Below are 14,039 nucleotides of genomic sequence, written 5' to 3'. Positions count from 1 at the left end.
CTTACCAGTTCGACCGTACAGGATATGAACCGACCCGGCGAGTCTCAGAACGCGGGAATCGGTAGACAGCGGCCGCTCGCGTGTGGCTACGGGCCGGAGACGGCGGGGCCGGGTTCTATACGCCGAGCGTTCGACACGTGGGACGTGTCGCGAGAGATAACGACGTCGAGTTCGGTCCGGGACGTCGACGGCGTGGTCGACCGCCTGCTCTACTGGTTACTGCTCGACGGCAACCGGTTGCACGTCGCGCTCGCGATGCTCGTCGGCGTCTGTCTGCTCCTGTTCGCGGGCATCTACGGCGGCGTGCTCGCCGTCGGCGGCGACAGCGTCGCGGCGACGGTGTACGGTAGCGGTCTCGTCTCGGGGACGCTGACGCTGACGACCATCGCGCTGTCGGTGAACCAGCTCATCCTCTCGCGGGTGTTCGGCTCGCCAAACGAGTATCTCGACCGGCTGTCGGGCACGCGCGACCTGCGCGAGCGCGTCGTCGAACACACCGACGACCACGCGCTCCCGAACGACCCGGCGGGGTTCCTGTCGGCGCTGTCCGGCGCGCTCGTCGACCACGCCGAACGCCTCGGCGAGGAACTGGAGGCCGGCGACTGGGACCCCCCGGAGGGCGTCGAGGCGTACGTCGACGACCTGGTGGCGTACGGCGAGAGCATCGACTCGAAACTGGAGCGGCAGACCAGCATCGTCGACGCGCTGGCGGTCATCCTCGGGACGGAGTACGCGACGAACCTCACGGCGACGACCCGCGTCCGGGGCCGTCACGGCGACGCGCTCTCGGAGAGCGCCGACGAGCAACTCGACGCCGTCGAGGACCTGCTGGAGGCGGTCGCGGTCACCCGGCAGTTCTTCAAGACGCTCTCGCTCCAGCAGGACTTCGCCCGGCTCTCGCGGGTGCTCGCGTACTCGGGGCTGGTGGCGGTGGTCGTCAGCTTCGGCCTGACGCTCGTCTACCGGACCGGTAGCGTCACCATCCCCGATCCGTATCTCTCGCCGGTCATCGCGGTCGGCAGTACGGTGGTGCTCGCGCCGCTGACGGTGTTCATCGCGTACATCCTCCGGGCGGCGACCATCGCCCACGAGACGGTGTCGGTCGGCCCGTTCGTCCCGCCCGAGGGGCAGGACGGTTAGTCGATAATGCCGTAGCCGCGCCGGAACAGCACCACGTCCACCGCGAGCACGGCGACTGTCAGCGCCGTCAACACCAGAAGCGAGGCGTTGGGGTCCACGTCCGAGTAGCCGAGGAAGCCGAACCGGACGCCGTTGACCATGTACACCATCGGGTTGAGAAGCGAGACCTTCACGAACACCGGCGGCAGTATCTCCAGCGAGTAGAACACGCCGCCGAAGAACACCAGCGGCCGCAGGATGAACTGGTTGAGGACGGTCAGGTAGTCGAAGTCGCGGGCCCACAGCCCGCCCATCACGCCGAACCCCGCGAACAGGGTCGTGATGACGAGCATGAACGCCACCAGATACAGCGGCCGTGCGACCGGTACCGTTCCGCGCTCGATGGCGAACGGGACGAACACGAGGCCGACGCCGACGATGATGAACCCGACGACGATGCCCCGGAGCGCGGCCGCGGCCACGTACGCGAACACCTGGCTCGCGTACGACAGCGGCGAGGTCAGCACCTCGTGGATGTACTCGTTCCAGCGGCCATGGAAGATGGAAAAGGAGGAGTTCTCGAAGGCGTTGGAGATGGCCCCGAGCACGACCAGCCCCGGCAGGATGAACAGGATGTAGTCGAACCCCTGAATCTCGTCGATTCGACCGCCGAGGACGACGCCGAACACTGCGAAGTAGAGTACGTTCGTGATGGCCGGCGGCAGGAACGTGTTGCGGGGCCGGCGGACGAACCGCAGTATCTCGCGTTTCAGGAGCGAGCGGAACCCCGTCCCGAAGACGGAGTCGAGCGCGCTCACGCCTCCACCTCCGCCGGCTTCTCCTCGTCGAGCCGCGTCATGTCGACGAACACCTCCTCGAGGGAAGCCCGCCGGATTTCGAGGTCGGCGATGTCGAGGCCGGCACGGTCGAGGGTTCGCACCACGTCGGGCGCGACACTGCCGGCGCTGTCGGCGGTGACCGACAGCGTCCGGCCGTCGAGCGTCACGTCGTTGACCCCGTCGACGTCGAACTCCGGGACGCCGACGGCCTCCGAGGCGAGCGTGACGACGAGCGTGTCGGTGCCCCGCGACTGGAGTTCGTCCGGGGTTGCCACCTCCACCTTCCGGCCCTCGTCCATGATGGCGACGCGGTCACAGAGCCGCTCGGCCTCCTCGATGTAGTGGGTCGTCAGGAGCACCGTCGTCCCGTCGTCGTTGAGCCGCTGGACGAGGTCCCAGAGGTCGCGGCGCAGTTCCACGTCGACGCCCGCAGTCGGCTCGTCGAGGATGAGGAGGTCGGGGTCAGTGACCAGCGCCCGCGCGAGAAGGAACCGGCGCTTCATCCCGCCGGAGAGCCAGTCGAAGCGGGTGTCGCGCTTGTCGTAGATGCCGACCGTCTTCAGCGCCTCGTCGGCCCGGCGTGCGGCCTCCTCCGGGTCGATGCCGTGGTAGCCGGCCTTGTGTTCGAGCACCTCGTGGATGGGGAAGAAGCGGTCGACGTTGAACTCCTGTGGTGCGAGACCGATGCGGTCGCGCGCCTCGCGGTAATCGTCTTCCACGTCGAAGCCGAACACCTCGGCCCGGCCGCCCGACGCCCGGGCCAGTCCCACGAGGATGTTGATGAACGTGGTCTTGCCCGCGCCGTTCGGCCCGAGCAGGCCGAAGAACTCGCCGTCCTCGACTTCGAAGGAGAGCCCGTCGAGTGCGCGCACGTCCCCGTACTCCTTCACGAGGTCGTCCGCGACGATAGCAGTCATCACCGGACGGAGCGGACGGACGGGGTTAAGCGGCCCGGAACCGGCCGCATAAAGCCCGGGGTATGCTCGGCACCACGGCTTTCGAGCGCTCGGCCGAGCGACGACACATGGATAGACGACAGTTCGTGCAGGCGGCCGGCACCGCGGCGACGGTACCGGCGCTCATCGGGCACGCGGCCGGCGACGGCGTCACCACGGAGGACCACCGCATCGCCTCGTTCGACGGCGCCGACATCGCGGCGACGCTGTTCCTGCCGCCGGCGTCGGCGGGCGACGAGAACCACGTCGTGCTGTCGACGCACGGCTGGGGCGGCGACCGCGGCTCCGTCGAGAGCTACGCCCGACTCGCCGCCGAGCACGGCTACGTCGCGCTGACGTGGGACCAGCGCGGCTTCGGCGAATCCGACGGCGAGGTCGGTCTCTCGGGACCGAAGGAGGTGAACGACGTGTCGGCGCTCATCGACTGGGTGGCCGACCGCGACCGGGTCGCCACCACCGGCGGCGAGCCACGGGTCGGGATGATCGGTGCCTCCTACGGCGGCGGCATCCAGTTGAACGCGGCGGCCGTCGACGACCGCATCGACGCGCTCGTCCCCATCGTCCCGTGGCACGACCTGACGTTCTCGCTCGCCCCGAACGGCGTGCCGAAGCTCGGCTGGACCACCCTGCTGTACGGGTCGGGCGTCGCGGCCGCCCGCGGGTTCCAGTCGGGCGACGGCCAGCCGGACGGGGGCGACCTCCAGCGCGGCGTCTCCCCGCGACTCCACGAGATATACGCCAAGACGATGGCGCGCAACGAGCTCCCACAGGAGGGGGAGTCGTTCCTCTCGGTCCGTTCGCCGGCGACGAAACTCGACCGCATCGACGCGCCGGCGCTGGTCGTCCAGGGCTGGCCGGACACGCTGTTCGTCCCCAACGAGGGCCAGCGCATCGTCGAGGGGGTGCGTGCCAACGAGACGGAGGCGAAGCTCGTCTTCTTCGACGGCGGCCACACGGCCACCGGCACGACGGCGCCGTCCGGGCAGGTGGCGTATCTGGAATCGAAGGCCATCGAATGGTTCGACGAGCACCTGCGCGGCGACGGCGACTCCTCGCTCGCGCCCGTCACCTACTACGACGTGCAGGCGGCCGCCGACGGCGCAAGCGCCGCGGAGGCGTTCACGAGCGCGCAGTCGTTCCCGCCCGCGGCCACGAACTCGCGGGCGGTCGCGCTCGACACCGTCGCCGGCGACGGCACGACCCGGCTGGCCAACAGCGCGGCGCCGACCTCGGCCTCCCAGATATCGCCACAGAACGGCGACCTCGCACCCGGCGCGACCGCCGCGCAGTTCGACCTCCCGGTGCGGGCCGACGCGACCGTCGTCGGGACGCCCGAGGTGACGCTGTCGGTGACGCCGCTCGGTCGCCGCGCGTTCCTCTTTCTCAAGGCCTCGCACGTCTCCGGCGGGAGCGCGACGCTCATCAACAACCAGGCGATGCCCGTCGCTATCGAGGGGGCGCCCGGCGAGCGCCAGGAGGTGACGGTCGACCTCGTGGCGTTCCAGCGGCATCTCGCGGCGGGCGACGCGCTCCGCCTGACCGTGGCGACGACCGACGCCGGGTTCACGAGCGCGCGGCAGGCCGCCGGCGTCGAGATCGACCACGCCGGCTCGTCGGTGCGGCTCCCGGTCGACGGCCCCGCCGACGCCGTCGGCTCGCTCGCGGTCACGGGAACGCGGACCGACGACGCCGGCGTGTTCACCGGCGGCCAGGCCGACGAGGTGGCGCTGACGGTCGACGCCACCGACGCGGGCGAAGCCGTTCAGGTTCGCGATACGCTCCCCGAGGGCTGGTCGCACGTCGCCGGCGACGGGACGGAGCGGGACGGCCACGTCGTGTTCGATGGCGCGGCCGAGCGACACGACCTGCGCTACGTCGCGGAGGCGCCGGCGACCCCCGAGGCGAGCGGGCGGGCCGCGTTCGGCCCGGCCGAGTACAGCCTCGACGGGGAGACGTGGTTCACGGTGCCGGGAACGACGGACGAGAACGTGGTGGTGGGGGTGGAAACCGGCCGCTGAGTGCGGTCAGTTCTCCAGTTTCTCGCGGGAGACCGAGACGCCGCCCGGCGCGATGATGAGCTGGTCGTCGTCCTTCTGGACGATGTCGCCGCCCACCTCGCGGGCGACCTGTTTCAGTTCGTCGGAGATGTGCTCCATCGTCCGGTCGGTCGTCGTGTGGCGGGTGATGTCCGCGATGACGATGTCGCCGTCGTAGACGGCGTCCTTGATGGGGATGACGTCCTGTTTGTCGCTGATGGTCGCGATACGTATCTGTCGGTCCACTGCGTTCGCGGAGGCGTCGAAGTCGTCGATGTCGAGTTCGACGTAGTCGCCGGTGCTGCGTTGTCCTCCCCCGAGCAGTTTGCTCATCAGGCCCATGGCAACGAAACCGACGGCGCGGGGCAAAACTCTTACGTCAGACACGGACGCCCCGAAGCCGCCGCTCCCGGCAGTCGTCGCCGAACGTCCCCGGTTATATCCAGTTGATTATCAGATAGCAGTAGATTTATTTCACTTATACATCCATACATACAAGTCCATGTCGGGTGACAGCATCTCACGAAGGCAGGTACTGAAACGGGCCGGCGCGGCGGGCGCCGGCGCGATGGTCGCGACCGGCGGCGCCACAGCGGGGAAACCGCCCCGGCGCATCGTCGGTACCAGCGCCCGGAGCGGGACCCGGGCGGCGACAGACCGGGCGTCGTCGGTGCGGCGCACCCTCGAGTTCGGCGACATCGGGCAGGCCGTCGCCGGCCGGTTCTCCGACGAGGCGGTCGAGAGCCTCCGACAGCGGTCGGACGTGCGCTACGTCGAGGCCGACGTGACGGTCCACGCCATCCACCACCGCGAGGGGCACGGCGGCGGCCCCGGCGACGGTGGCGGCGGCGGGTCGACCAGCCAGCGACTCCCGTGGGGCGTCGACCGCACCGACAGCGAGGTGGCCCACGCGAACGGCGAGACGGGCGCGGGCGCGGACATCGCCATCATCGACAGCGGCATCGACGACGACCATCCCGACCTGCAGGCGAACGTCGGCGCCGGCAAGGCGTTCACCAAGTGCAAGGGACCGACCTGCAACTACGCGTGGTCCGACGACAACGACCACGGCACCCACTGTGCGGGCATCGCGGACGCCGACGACAACGACCGCGGCGTCGTCGGCGTCTCCACCGAGGCGACGCTCCACGCCGTGAAGGTGCTCGACAAGCGCGGGTCGGGGAGTCTCTCCGACGTGGCGGCGGGCATCCAGTACACCGCCGACCAGGGGTGGGACGTCGCCAGCATGAGCCTCGGCGCCTCCTCGGGCGCCCAGACGCTGAAGGACGCCTGCACGTACGCCGCGGACAGGGGCGTCCTGCTCGTGGCGGCGGCGGGCAACTCCGGGCCCTGCACGGACTGTGTCGGCTACCCGGCGGCGTACAGCGAGGTGGTCGCCGTCGCCTCGACGGCCAGCGACGACACGCTGTCCTCGTTCTCGTCGACGGGGCCGGAAGTGGAGCTCGCGGCGCCGGGCACCGACATCTACTCGACGGTGCCGGGCGGCTACGATACGTTCTCGGGCACGTCGATGGCCTGTCCGCACGTCTCCGGGGCGGGCGCGCAGTTGATGGCGAACGGCGCGACGGCCAGCGACGCCCGGTCGCAGTTGAAATCCACCGCCGAGAGCCTCGGCCTCGGGGACAGCGAATCCGGCGCGGGCCTGCTCGACACCGCGGCGGCGCTCGGCCTCGACTCCTCGGACGACTGACCGCAGGAGGGGGCTTTTTGCTCGCGGCCCCCCTGCCGTGGGGCATGACGTTCAGCATCTGCGCGCGGGAGACGTACACCGACGAGGACGGTGACCAGCAGACCCGCTACGGCGTCGCGGTCACGACCCGGCTGGCGGGCGTCGGCACGCTGTGTCCGTTCGCCAACGAGCACGGCGCCGTCGCCACCCAGTCGCTCGTCAACGTCGAACTCGGGGAGCGGGGCGTCGAGTATCTCGCGGACGGCCTCGCCGTCGAGGACGCGCTCCCCGCACTGTTGAACGCCGACGACGGGAAGCAGAGCCGCCAGTTGCACGGCGTCGACGCCGACGGCGCGTTCGCGTTCTCCGGCGACGACTGCAAGGACTGGTACGGCCACATCGAGCGGGAGACGTTCACCGTCGCCGGCAACCTCCTGACCGGCGAGGCGGTTCTCGACGCGACCGCCGACGCCTACGAGACCTCCGACATCGAGGAGCCGCTGGCCGAGCGGCTGATAGACGCGCTCGCGGCGGGTCACGCCGAGGGCGGCGACAAACGCGAGGACCTGGAGGTGCAGTCCGCGGCGGTCCGGGTCACCACCACCGAACAGCGGGAGATGGAGCCGTACTACGACGACCTCCGGGTCGACGCCTCTCGGACGCCCATCGAGGACCTCTACGACACCTACGACCTCGCGGTCGAGAGCTTCGAGGCGGCCGTCGAGAAGTACGCCGACGCGTACGCGGACGACGACCTGGAGTAGATGCTCGCCACGGCCGTCTACGCGCTCCGCTTCCTCGTGGAGCTGACCGCGCTCGTCGCGCTCGGCTACTGGGGCCTGCAGACGGGCGACGGTCCCCTCGTGTCGGTGGCGCTCGCCGTCGCCGCGCCGCTCGGGGCCGCCGGCGTCTGGGGCACGTTCGTCGCGCCGAAGGCCCCCTATCGCCTCCCGGGGGGCGCTCGGCTCGCGGTCGAACTGCTCCTGTTCGGACTCGTCGCCGTTGCGCTCGTGACGGTCGGTCGACCGACCGCGGCGGGCGTGTTCGCGGGGCTGGCGGTCATCACCAGCGGCGCGACGTTTCTACTGGAGCGCCACGAGAGCGGCGAGTGAGCCGGACGGCGACCCGAACGGCTACTCGACCGGCGGGACGCCCCACGCCTCGCGGGCCGCCGCCAGCGTCTCGCCGGCGACTTCGCCCCGGTAGCCGAGGATGTCGTCGTACCCCGTCTCGGACATGAGGACGGGAACGAACGGCTCGTCGGCGACGTACGCCCCGTCGTCGCTACGGGCGACCGTGGTGCCCGCCTCGACCGGTTCGAAGTTGTCGACGAGCAGGTCGTAGTCGCTGTCCGGCCGCTTCGAGACGGCGTCGGTCATCGTGTAGTACGTCGGGTCGGCCTCGGGCACCGTCCCGGGGAGCGCGTCGACGAGTCGGAGGAACGCCTCCACGATGTCGGTCGCATTCTCGGTAGCCTCCTCGGTGTGTTGCCGCCCGGCCTCGATGCTGAGGACGGGCGCGCTGACCGGGAACGCGCCGTCGACGCAGGGCGTCGGGTCGACGACGTGGGGGACGGGGAGCCGCGCGGCCAGCCCCTGAACGGAGGGGTGGGACCGCGAGACGATGGCTATCGGGTCGTCACAGGAGTGGGTGGAGTGCAACGAGAGGACGACTCCACAGCCCTCTATCTCTTTCAGGAGGGCGGCCGCGAGCCGTCGCTCCCGGTCCGGGCTCGTCGGGTCGCCCGGGAACACGCGGTTCATGTCCGCGTCGAGATACCGGCGGTGGCTCGCCACCGCGGGCGGGTTCGCCACCACGAGTTTCACCGGCCGCTGGAGGTCGGGGTTCGACTCGATGACCCGCCGCACGGCGCGGACGCCGCTGGGTTCGTCGCCGTGGATACCGCCGACGACGGCCACCTCGGCGTCCTCGCCGGGGCCGAGCACCGTCGACGCGGGCGCGATGTCCTCACCGAACACGACCTCGCTACCCGTCTCGAAGCAATAGGGTCACCGGTTCGACCGTGCCGTCGGCCGGGCGCGTCGACCACGTCAGACCGTGAACTCGAACAGGTCGTCGCCGACGTGGTGGAGCGACTCGACCACCTTCCCGCTGTCGCCGACCATCTCCTCGCCGTCGACCAAGGCGTGACCGACGGCGAGCACCTTGCCGTGGCTCTCCTCCGCGATGGCGACGAGGTCGCCCGCGGCGATGGAGGCGTCGGCCTCGGTGATGCCCGGCCGCATCACGTCGGCGCCGTCGGAGACGAACGAGACGGCGCCCGCGTCGACCGTGACGACGTTCCGCTCGGGCGGGAACGCCTGGGCGCCGTTGACGGTGAGCGAGGGCTCGCCGTCGAAGAAGGCGACCAGCGGTTCGCCGTCCACGAGGACGATGCGCCGGTCGGAGTCCGCGAGTTCGACGTCCTCGAAGGCGTCGCCCTCCACGCGGACGCCGAACGTCGCCTCGATGCCCTCGACGACCTCGTCTATCTCGTCGCCGCGCAGGTGGTGGCGGGACTTCACTTCCATGCCCGTCACTCGGCGCGGTTCGCGCATAAAACCGTCCGTTCGTGCGTCCGGGCGTGACCGCGCCCGCTACTCGACGCGGGGCTCGACCGCTATCTCACCGTCCGCCACCTCGACGACCAGCATCGAGGTCTCGGGCGCGGGGTCGGCACCGGTCGCGCTCCCGGGGTTGAGCAGTCGATAGCCGCCCATCTCCACGTCCCGGCGCTGGTGGGTGTGCCCCGAAATGCCGACCGTTGGGCGGTCGTCCACGGCGTGGTCATCGACCGCGGCGACCACGCGGTCGTCGTAGCCGTCGAGGTCGCCGGTGCCGTGGACGACGACGAACCGGACGCCGCCCGCGTCGAGCGTCGCCACCTCGGGCACGTCGATGCTCGCGGGGTCCATGTTGCCCGCGACGGCGGTGAGCGCGGGGCTCGCGTCGACCACCGACTCGTAGGCCGCGGGCGAGTCGAAGTCGCCCGCGTGAATCACGTGGTCGCTCGCGGCCATCTCCTCGCGCACCCACTCGGGAATGCTCGCGGCGCGGGACGGGACGTGCGTGTCGCTGATGACGGCGATGCGCATACCCGACCCAGGGCTCCCCACCCCAAAAGCTTCCGCGCTCGTCGCCGACTCCCGGGTATGGAGACGGTCCACGTCGTCACCGCGTTCCTGCGGAACCGCGGCGAGGTACTCCTGCTCCGGCGCTCCGGGGAGGTGGGATCGTACAGCGGGCAGTGGGGCGGTGTGGCGGGCCACGCGGAAGGGAGTCCCGACGAACTGGTCCGCGAGGAGATACGCGAGGAGACCGGGCTCCACGGGAAGGTGACGCTCGTCCGCGCGGGCGAGTCGTTCGACGTCGAGGACGCCGAGCGGGGAACCCGATGGGTCGTCCACCCGTACCTGTTCGACTGCGAGTCGCGCGACGTGACGCCCAACGAGGAGACGACGGAGTGGGCGTGGGTTCCGCCGACGGCCATCCGCGAGCGCGAGACGGTGCCGGCGCTGTGGACCTCCTACGACCGCGTGCGGCCCCGGCTTGGGGACGTGACCGACGACGCCACCCACGGGTCGGCGTACGTCTCGCTCCGGGCACTCGACGTTCTGCGCGACGAGGCGGCGCTTGCCGACGACTACGAGGCGGTCGCGGCGGTGGCCCGCGACCTGCTGGCGGCGCGGCCGTCGATGCACGCGGTGACGAATCGGGTGAACCGCGCGATGCGGGCGGCCGACGAGCGGACGCCCGCCGCCGTCGAGCGAGCGGCCATCGACGCCATCGACCGGGCGGCACGCGCCGACGAGCGGGCCGCGGCCACCGCCGCCGACCACGTCGAAGGGCGGGTGGTGACGCTGTCGCGGTCGGGCACCGTCACGGCGACGCTCCGGCGGGCCGACCCTCCGGCGGTGACGGTGCTGGAATCGCGGCCCGCCCGCGAAGGGGTCGGCGTGGCGGAGGAGTTGGCCGACGAGACGGACGTGACGCTGGCGGTGGACGCCGCCGTCGCGGGACTGCTCGACGCCGCCGACTGCGTGCTCGTCGGCGCGGACGCGGTGCTCCCGGACGGGAGCGTCGTCAACAAGGTGGGCACCCGGACCGCCGCGACGGCCGCCGTGCGGGCCGGCGTCCCGGTGTGGGTCGTCTGTGCCCGCGACAAGGTCGCGCCCACCGGAACGACCGACCCGGACCTCGAACCCGGCGACCCCGAAGCGGTGTACGACGGCGACGCCGACCTGCGGGTCCACAATCCGACGTTCGACCGCACGCCCGCGGCCCTCGTCGACGGGGTCGTCACGGAGGCGGGCGTGCTCGACGCCGAGGACGTGGCGAGCGTGGCCGACGACCACGCGGCGCTCGCCGACTGGGATTCTTGATATCAATCCTGATACAATAACTCGCTTTGCCAAATCACTAACTATCCGCGTAACCAGTAGAGAGACATGCCAGGCCCCGCGTTCACGACAGGCGAGAAGGTATCACTTCACCCGATAGAAGACGAGGACCACGCGTTCCTCCAGCGCGGCCGCAACGACCGGTCCACCCGGGTGCCGCTGACGGACACGACGATACGGAGCCGCGAGGACGTCTCGGAACTGGCCGACGACGACTACCGCTTTCTCGTCTGCACCCGCGAGGACGGCGAGCTACTGCGGGTCGGCGTGGTCGCGTTCGCGTACACGCGCGGCGACGACTGGGGAAGCCTGATGTACTGGACCGCGCCCGACCACCGCCGCGAGGGGTACGTCTCCGAGGCGCTGGACCTGTTCTTAGAGTACGCGTTCCGGGAGTGTGGCTTCCACAAGGTGGTCGGGCGCGTGCTCGTGACGAACGAGGCGTCCGTGGGGACCCTGGAGTCGCTCGGCTTCGAGCGCGAGGGGCAGTTCCGCGAGGAGCGGTTCGCCGACGGCGAGTGGACCGACGCCTACCAGTACGCGCTGTTGGCCCGCGAGTGGCTGGACACGTGAGCCGGCCGCCGGTCCCTACCGAGCGTCCGAGCGCGCGACGTCGACCACGGTCAGGTCGTCGTCCACCGTCAAGGTGAGCGCGTCGCCGTCGACGGTGAACGTGAACGACGCCTCGAACGGGTCGACGCTCGACACCGTCTCCTCGTAGTCCATCACGACCGAGAGGAACCGGTCGGAGGCCGGCGCGATGAGGTTGATGCCGTGGTCGGTCAGGAACGACTGGAGCGCGGTGTGGTCCAGCAGGGCGACGCCGAAGACGCCCCGTCGGGCGAACACGCAGTTCGTGCAACTGGCGGAGTGTTTCGCCGCGTACCGCTCGTTGCAGTTCTGACACCGGCCGTCCGCGGGGGCGTGGTCCTCACACAGAGCCAGCCACTCGTCGAGCGCCGCCGAACACCGCGGGCAGGTGCCGCTGGCGGCCAGCAACTGCTCGGAGAGTTGCCAGGTGACCGCGGCCCAGTGGACCTCCTCGGCCGTCCGGTCGGCGATGCCGACGGGTGGGAGACTCAGGTAGCCGAGGAACCCCTGTTCGGTGGGCTGGTCGTCGCCGCTGGTCCGCTCGCTCGCCCCGTAGGTGCCGTCACACTCGGTGCAGTAGACGGCGACCTGCTCCTGTCTGTAGTCCACCGTGACGGGCGCGCCACAGTACAGACACGACTGGTCGATGCGCGTCCGTTCGAGCACCGGGTCGTCGGTGACCGCTCCCGAGAGGACGGCCTCGGCCACGCGCTCGCCCGCCCGCCGGAGGTCGTACCCCTCGTCTGTCCGTTCGAGGAAGTGGCCGACCAGTTCCCCGAGATGGTAGTTGAACTTCGCCGAGTCGACCGTTCCGACGCGCTCGCGGAGCGTGGAGAACGCCAGCGGGCGCTCGGTCCGGTCGGCGGTCGCCAGCACCTCGACGATGCTGGCGCGTATCTCGTGGCCGAGCAGTGCAAACGCCTCCCCGGGCGCCAGCGGTCCCTCGTCGCCGTCGGACTCGTCGGTCATGCCCGTTGTACGAACGACCGGCCCCTAAAGCGTTCAGCTACGTCGAGAGGAGGGGCGACTCGGGGCGTCAGTCGGATACCCGCGTGTCCGCGGCGCCGTCCGAGCGACCGGCCGCGACCGGCGGCCGGAGCAGTTGCATCGCGCCGCCGGCCACCAGGAACGCGCCGCCGAGCGCCGCGACGGCGACCAGCGGCGAGAACAGGTCCGCGACGACGCCGCTCCCGACGGCGAAGGGGACGCGAGCGAGCGCGTACACCATCGAGACGGCCGACAGCACCGTCGCGCGACCGACCGACTCGACGTGGTCGTTGACGAACTGGCCCGCGAGCGGCCGCAGCAGCGACCGCGCGGCCCGCACCCCGAAGAACATCGGCACCGCGAGGACGGGCACGGCGGCCGGCACGACGACCAGAAGCGCCGTGACTCCGGGGACCACGACCAGCGCCGTCCGCATCCCGACGGCGGCTTCGAGGTCGCTCGCGTACTCGCTGGCGACGGCCGAGACGGCGGTGAACGCCGCGTACAGGACGCCCAGCGCCATCGGCTCCGCGAGCCCGAGCGACGACAGCAGGCCGCCCGTCGAGGGGCCGAGCGTCCGCTCGGCGATGGGCTGGACGAACACGTCGACGGTGGCGACGACGCCGAAGAACAGCGCCGCGTACGCCACGAACGACGCGACCGGTGGGGTCGTCAGCCGCTCGCGGACCACGGGGACCGCCTCGACGACGGTCAGCCCCCCGTCGTCGTGCTCGCCGTCCTCGTCGGGGGTCGGGAACGTCAGGACGACGAGGCCGGTCGCCACGCGCGCGACCCCCAGCGCGACGAACGGGAGGACGTGACCGACGACGTAGAGGTACCCGCCGGCGACCATCGTCACGGCCGTCACCCACTGGCCGATGGCCCCGCCACGGCCCCGGACGTGACTGAACCGGTCACTGCCCAGCGTCGCGTCCAGCGTGTCGTACAGCCACGCGTCGCCGCTCCCGGAGACGAACGTCTGCCCGACCGACAGCACCACGAACGCGGCGAGGAACCCGACGAACCCCTCGGAGACGACGAAGCCGGTGGCCGACAGCGCGAACAGCAGTTGCCCGACGAGCAGACTGTTCCGGCGGCCGATGCGGTCGCCCACGTACCCCGTCGGCAACTCCCCGACGAGCACCGCGACGGACTGGACCGCGCCGATGGTGCCTATCTGTGCGAACGTCAGGTCGTGCGACAGCAGGTACAGCACGTAGATAGGGTACATGAACCCCGGCCCGCCGACGGCCCGATACAGGTAGTACTTGTAGACGGTGACGGTCGCGTCGTCGCTGAACATGAGTATCGACGCCCGCGTGGAGGGCGACGGGACGGTGGGGCGGAACCCCGAAAACGGTTATCTGAACTGCAGTATTGTAAGGAGACCGTGAAGTCAGTACGACGAGGAACGGAACGGG

At 70.6% G+C, this 14,039-nt stretch carries 15 protein-coding genes; 7 read left to right on the top strand and 8 right to left on the bottom strand.

The genetic code is table 11. From position 1 onward, the window contains the following. Positions 1 to 24 precede the first annotated feature (24 nt). Positions 25 to 1,140 (top strand): DUF7972 family membrane protein, encoded by a 1,116-nt coding sequence (locus NL112_RS07235; protein ID WP_255151968.1) that lies wholly within the window; start codon positions 25 to 27, stop codon positions 1,138 to 1,140. Here the strand turns inward: NL112_RS07235 and NL112_RS07230 are convergent. Continuing rightward, positions 1,137 to 1,937 (bottom strand): ABC transporter permease, encoded by an 801-nt coding sequence (locus tag NL112_RS07230; protein ID WP_255151967.1) that lies wholly within the window; start codon positions 1,935 to 1,937, stop codon positions 1,137 to 1,139. The genes NL112_RS07235 and NL112_RS07230 overlap by 4 nt on opposite strands. After that, on the bottom strand, positions 1,934 to 2,875 hold the full coding sequence (locus NL112_RS07225; protein WP_255151966.1) for an ABC transporter ATP-binding protein: 942 nt from the start codon (positions 2,873 to 2,875) through the stop codon (positions 1,934 to 1,936). Before NL112_RS07225 ends, NL112_RS07230 begins: the two co-directional genes overlap by 4 nt. A 107-nt stretch (positions 2,876 to 2,982) precedes the next feature. Between NL112_RS07225 and NL112_RS07220 the strand changes: the two genes are divergently transcribed. After that, entirely contained in the window at positions 2,983 to 4,932 is a 1,950-nt protein-coding gene (locus tag NL112_RS07220; RefSeq protein WP_255151965.1) for a S15 peptidase family protein, read from the top strand. A 6-nt stretch (positions 4,933 to 4,938) separates the two neighbouring features. Here NL112_RS07220 and NL112_RS07215 read toward each other — a convergent pair whose 3' ends face one another. After that, on the bottom strand, positions 4,939 to 5,292 hold the full coding sequence (locus NL112_RS07215) for a cell division protein SepF (RefSeq protein ID WP_255151964.1): 354 nt from the start codon (positions 5,290 to 5,292) through the stop codon (positions 4,939 to 4,941). A 160-nt stretch (positions 5,293 to 5,452) separates the two neighbouring features. Between NL112_RS07215 and NL112_RS07210 the strand changes: the two genes are divergently transcribed. From NL112_RS07210 to NL112_RS07200, 3 genes are read left to right on the top strand one after another with little or no spacing between them, the layout of a single operon-like run. Further along, positions 5,453 to 6,661 (top strand): S8 family peptidase, encoded by a 1,209-nt coding sequence (locus NL112_RS07210; RefSeq protein ID WP_255151962.1) that lies wholly within the window; start codon positions 5,453 to 5,455, stop codon positions 6,659 to 6,661. A gap of 44 nt (positions 6,662 to 6,705) precedes the next feature. Next, complete coding sequence (locus NL112_RS07205; protein ID WP_255151961.1) at positions 6,706 to 7,404, top strand: DUF1028 domain-containing protein; 699 nt, start codon at positions 6,706 to 6,708, stop codon at positions 7,402 to 7,404. Continuing rightward, the gene (locus NL112_RS07200) at positions 7,405 to 7,752 is read left to right on the top strand and encodes a YrdB family protein (protein ID WP_255151960.1); all 348 of its coding nucleotides are present in this window, start codon (positions 7,405 to 7,407) and stop codon (positions 7,750 to 7,752) included. 21 nt (positions 7,753 to 7,773) lie between these two features. Here the strand turns inward: NL112_RS07200 and NL112_RS07195 are convergent, their stop codons facing one another. The 3 genes from NL112_RS07195 to NL112_RS07185 all read right to left on the bottom strand — a co-directional run bounded on the left by NL112_RS07195 (position 7,774) and on the right by NL112_RS07185 (position 9,735). Beyond that, on the bottom strand, positions 7,774 to 8,619 hold the full coding sequence (locus NL112_RS07195; RefSeq protein WP_255151959.1) for a M14 family metallopeptidase: 846 nt from the start codon (positions 8,617 to 8,619) through the stop codon (positions 7,774 to 7,776). A 72-nt stretch (positions 8,620 to 8,691) separates the two neighbouring features. After that, entirely contained in the window at positions 8,692 to 9,171 is a 480-nt protein-coding gene (locus tag NL112_RS07190; RefSeq protein WP_255151958.1) for an RNA-binding protein, read from the bottom strand. A 66-nt stretch (positions 9,172 to 9,237) separates the two neighbouring features. Then, positions 9,238 to 9,735, bottom strand: coding sequence for a metallophosphoesterase family protein (locus NL112_RS07185; RefSeq protein ID WP_255151957.1), 498 nt, complete (start codon positions 9,733 to 9,735; stop codon positions 9,238 to 9,240). A 57-nt stretch (positions 9,736 to 9,792) separates the two neighbouring features. On the opposite strand from NL112_RS07185, the gene NL112_RS07180 reads away from it, so the two are divergent. Both NL112_RS07180 and NL112_RS07175 read left to right on the top strand, forming a co-directional pair. Continuing rightward, positions 9,793 to 11,022, top strand: a complete 1,230-nt coding sequence (locus NL112_RS07180; protein WP_255151956.1) for an eIF2B alpha/beta/delta subunit family protein — start codon at positions 9,793 to 9,795, stop codon at positions 11,020 to 11,022. A 66-nt stretch (positions 11,023 to 11,088) separates the two neighbouring features. Further along, positions 11,089 to 11,613 (top strand): GNAT family N-acetyltransferase, encoded by a 525-nt coding sequence (locus tag NL112_RS07175; RefSeq protein WP_255151955.1) that lies wholly within the window; start codon positions 11,089 to 11,091, stop codon positions 11,611 to 11,613. 15 nt (positions 11,614 to 11,628) lie between these two features. Here the strand turns inward: NL112_RS07175 and NL112_RS07170 are convergent, their stop codons facing one another. Next, positions 11,629 to 12,600, bottom strand: coding sequence for a DUF7351 domain-containing protein (locus NL112_RS07170; RefSeq protein WP_255151954.1), 972 nt, complete (start codon positions 12,598 to 12,600; stop codon positions 11,629 to 11,631). Positions 12,601 to 12,667: 67 nt separating this feature from the next. Then, positions 12,668 to 13,921: an MFS transporter gene (locus NL112_RS07165; protein ID WP_255151953.1), complete on the bottom strand. Its 1,254-nt coding sequence runs from the start codon at positions 13,919 to 13,921 to the stop codon at positions 12,668 to 12,670. Between the last annotated feature and the right edge of the window lie 118 nt (positions 13,922 to 14,039).

It is taken from the genome of Halorarius halobius (assembly GCF_024298865.1).
Lineage (GTDB): Archaea > Halobacteriota > Halobacteria > Halobacteriales > Haloarculaceae > Halorarius > Halorarius halobius.
This window is presented reverse-complemented; position numbering and strand designations above follow the sequence as displayed.

Coding starts and splice junctions, on each gene's coding strand:
- NL112_RS07235 (WP_255151968.1), top strand. CDS start 25: ATGAACCGACCCGGCGAGTCTCAGAACGCGGGAATCGGTAGACAGCGG.
- NL112_RS07225 (WP_255151966.1), bottom strand. CDS start 2,875: ATGACTGCTATCGTCGCGGACGACCTCGTGAAGGAGTACGGGGACGTG.
- NL112_RS07220 (WP_255151965.1), top strand. CDS start 2,983: ATGGATAGACGACAGTTCGTGCAGGCGGCCGGCACCGCGGCGACGGTA.
- NL112_RS07215 (WP_255151964.1), bottom strand. CDS start 5,292: ATGGGCCTGATGAGCAAACTGCTCGGGGGAGGACAACGCAGCACCGGC.
- NL112_RS07210 (WP_255151962.1), top strand. CDS start 5,453: ATGTCGGGTGACAGCATCTCACGAAGGCAGGTACTGAAACGGGCCGGC.
- NL112_RS07205 (WP_255151961.1), top strand. CDS start 6,706: ATGACGTTCAGCATCTGCGCGCGGGAGACGTACACCGACGAGGACGGT.
- NL112_RS07200 (WP_255151960.1), top strand. CDS start 7,405: ATGCTCGCCACGGCCGTCTACGCGCTCCGCTTCCTCGTGGAGCTGACC.
- NL112_RS07190 (WP_255151958.1), bottom strand. CDS start 9,171: ATGGAAGTGAAGTCCCGCCACCACCTGCGCGGCGACGAGATAGACGAG.
- NL112_RS07185 (WP_255151957.1), bottom strand. CDS start 9,735: ATGCGCATCGCCGTCATCAGCGACACGCACGTCCCGTCCCGCGCCGCG.
- NL112_RS07180 (WP_255151956.1), top strand. CDS start 9,793: ATGGAGACGGTCCACGTCGTCACCGCGTTCCTGCGGAACCGCGGCGAG.
- NL112_RS07175 (WP_255151955.1), top strand. CDS start 11,089: ATGCCAGGCCCCGCGTTCACGACAGGCGAGAAGGTATCACTTCACCCG.
- NL112_RS07170 (WP_255151954.1), bottom strand. CDS start 12,600: ATGACCGACGAGTCCGACGGCGACGAGGGACCGCTGGCGCCCGGGGAG.
- NL112_RS07165 (WP_255151953.1), bottom strand. CDS start 13,921: ATGTTCAGCGACGACGCGACCGTCACCGTCTACAAGTACTACCTGTAT.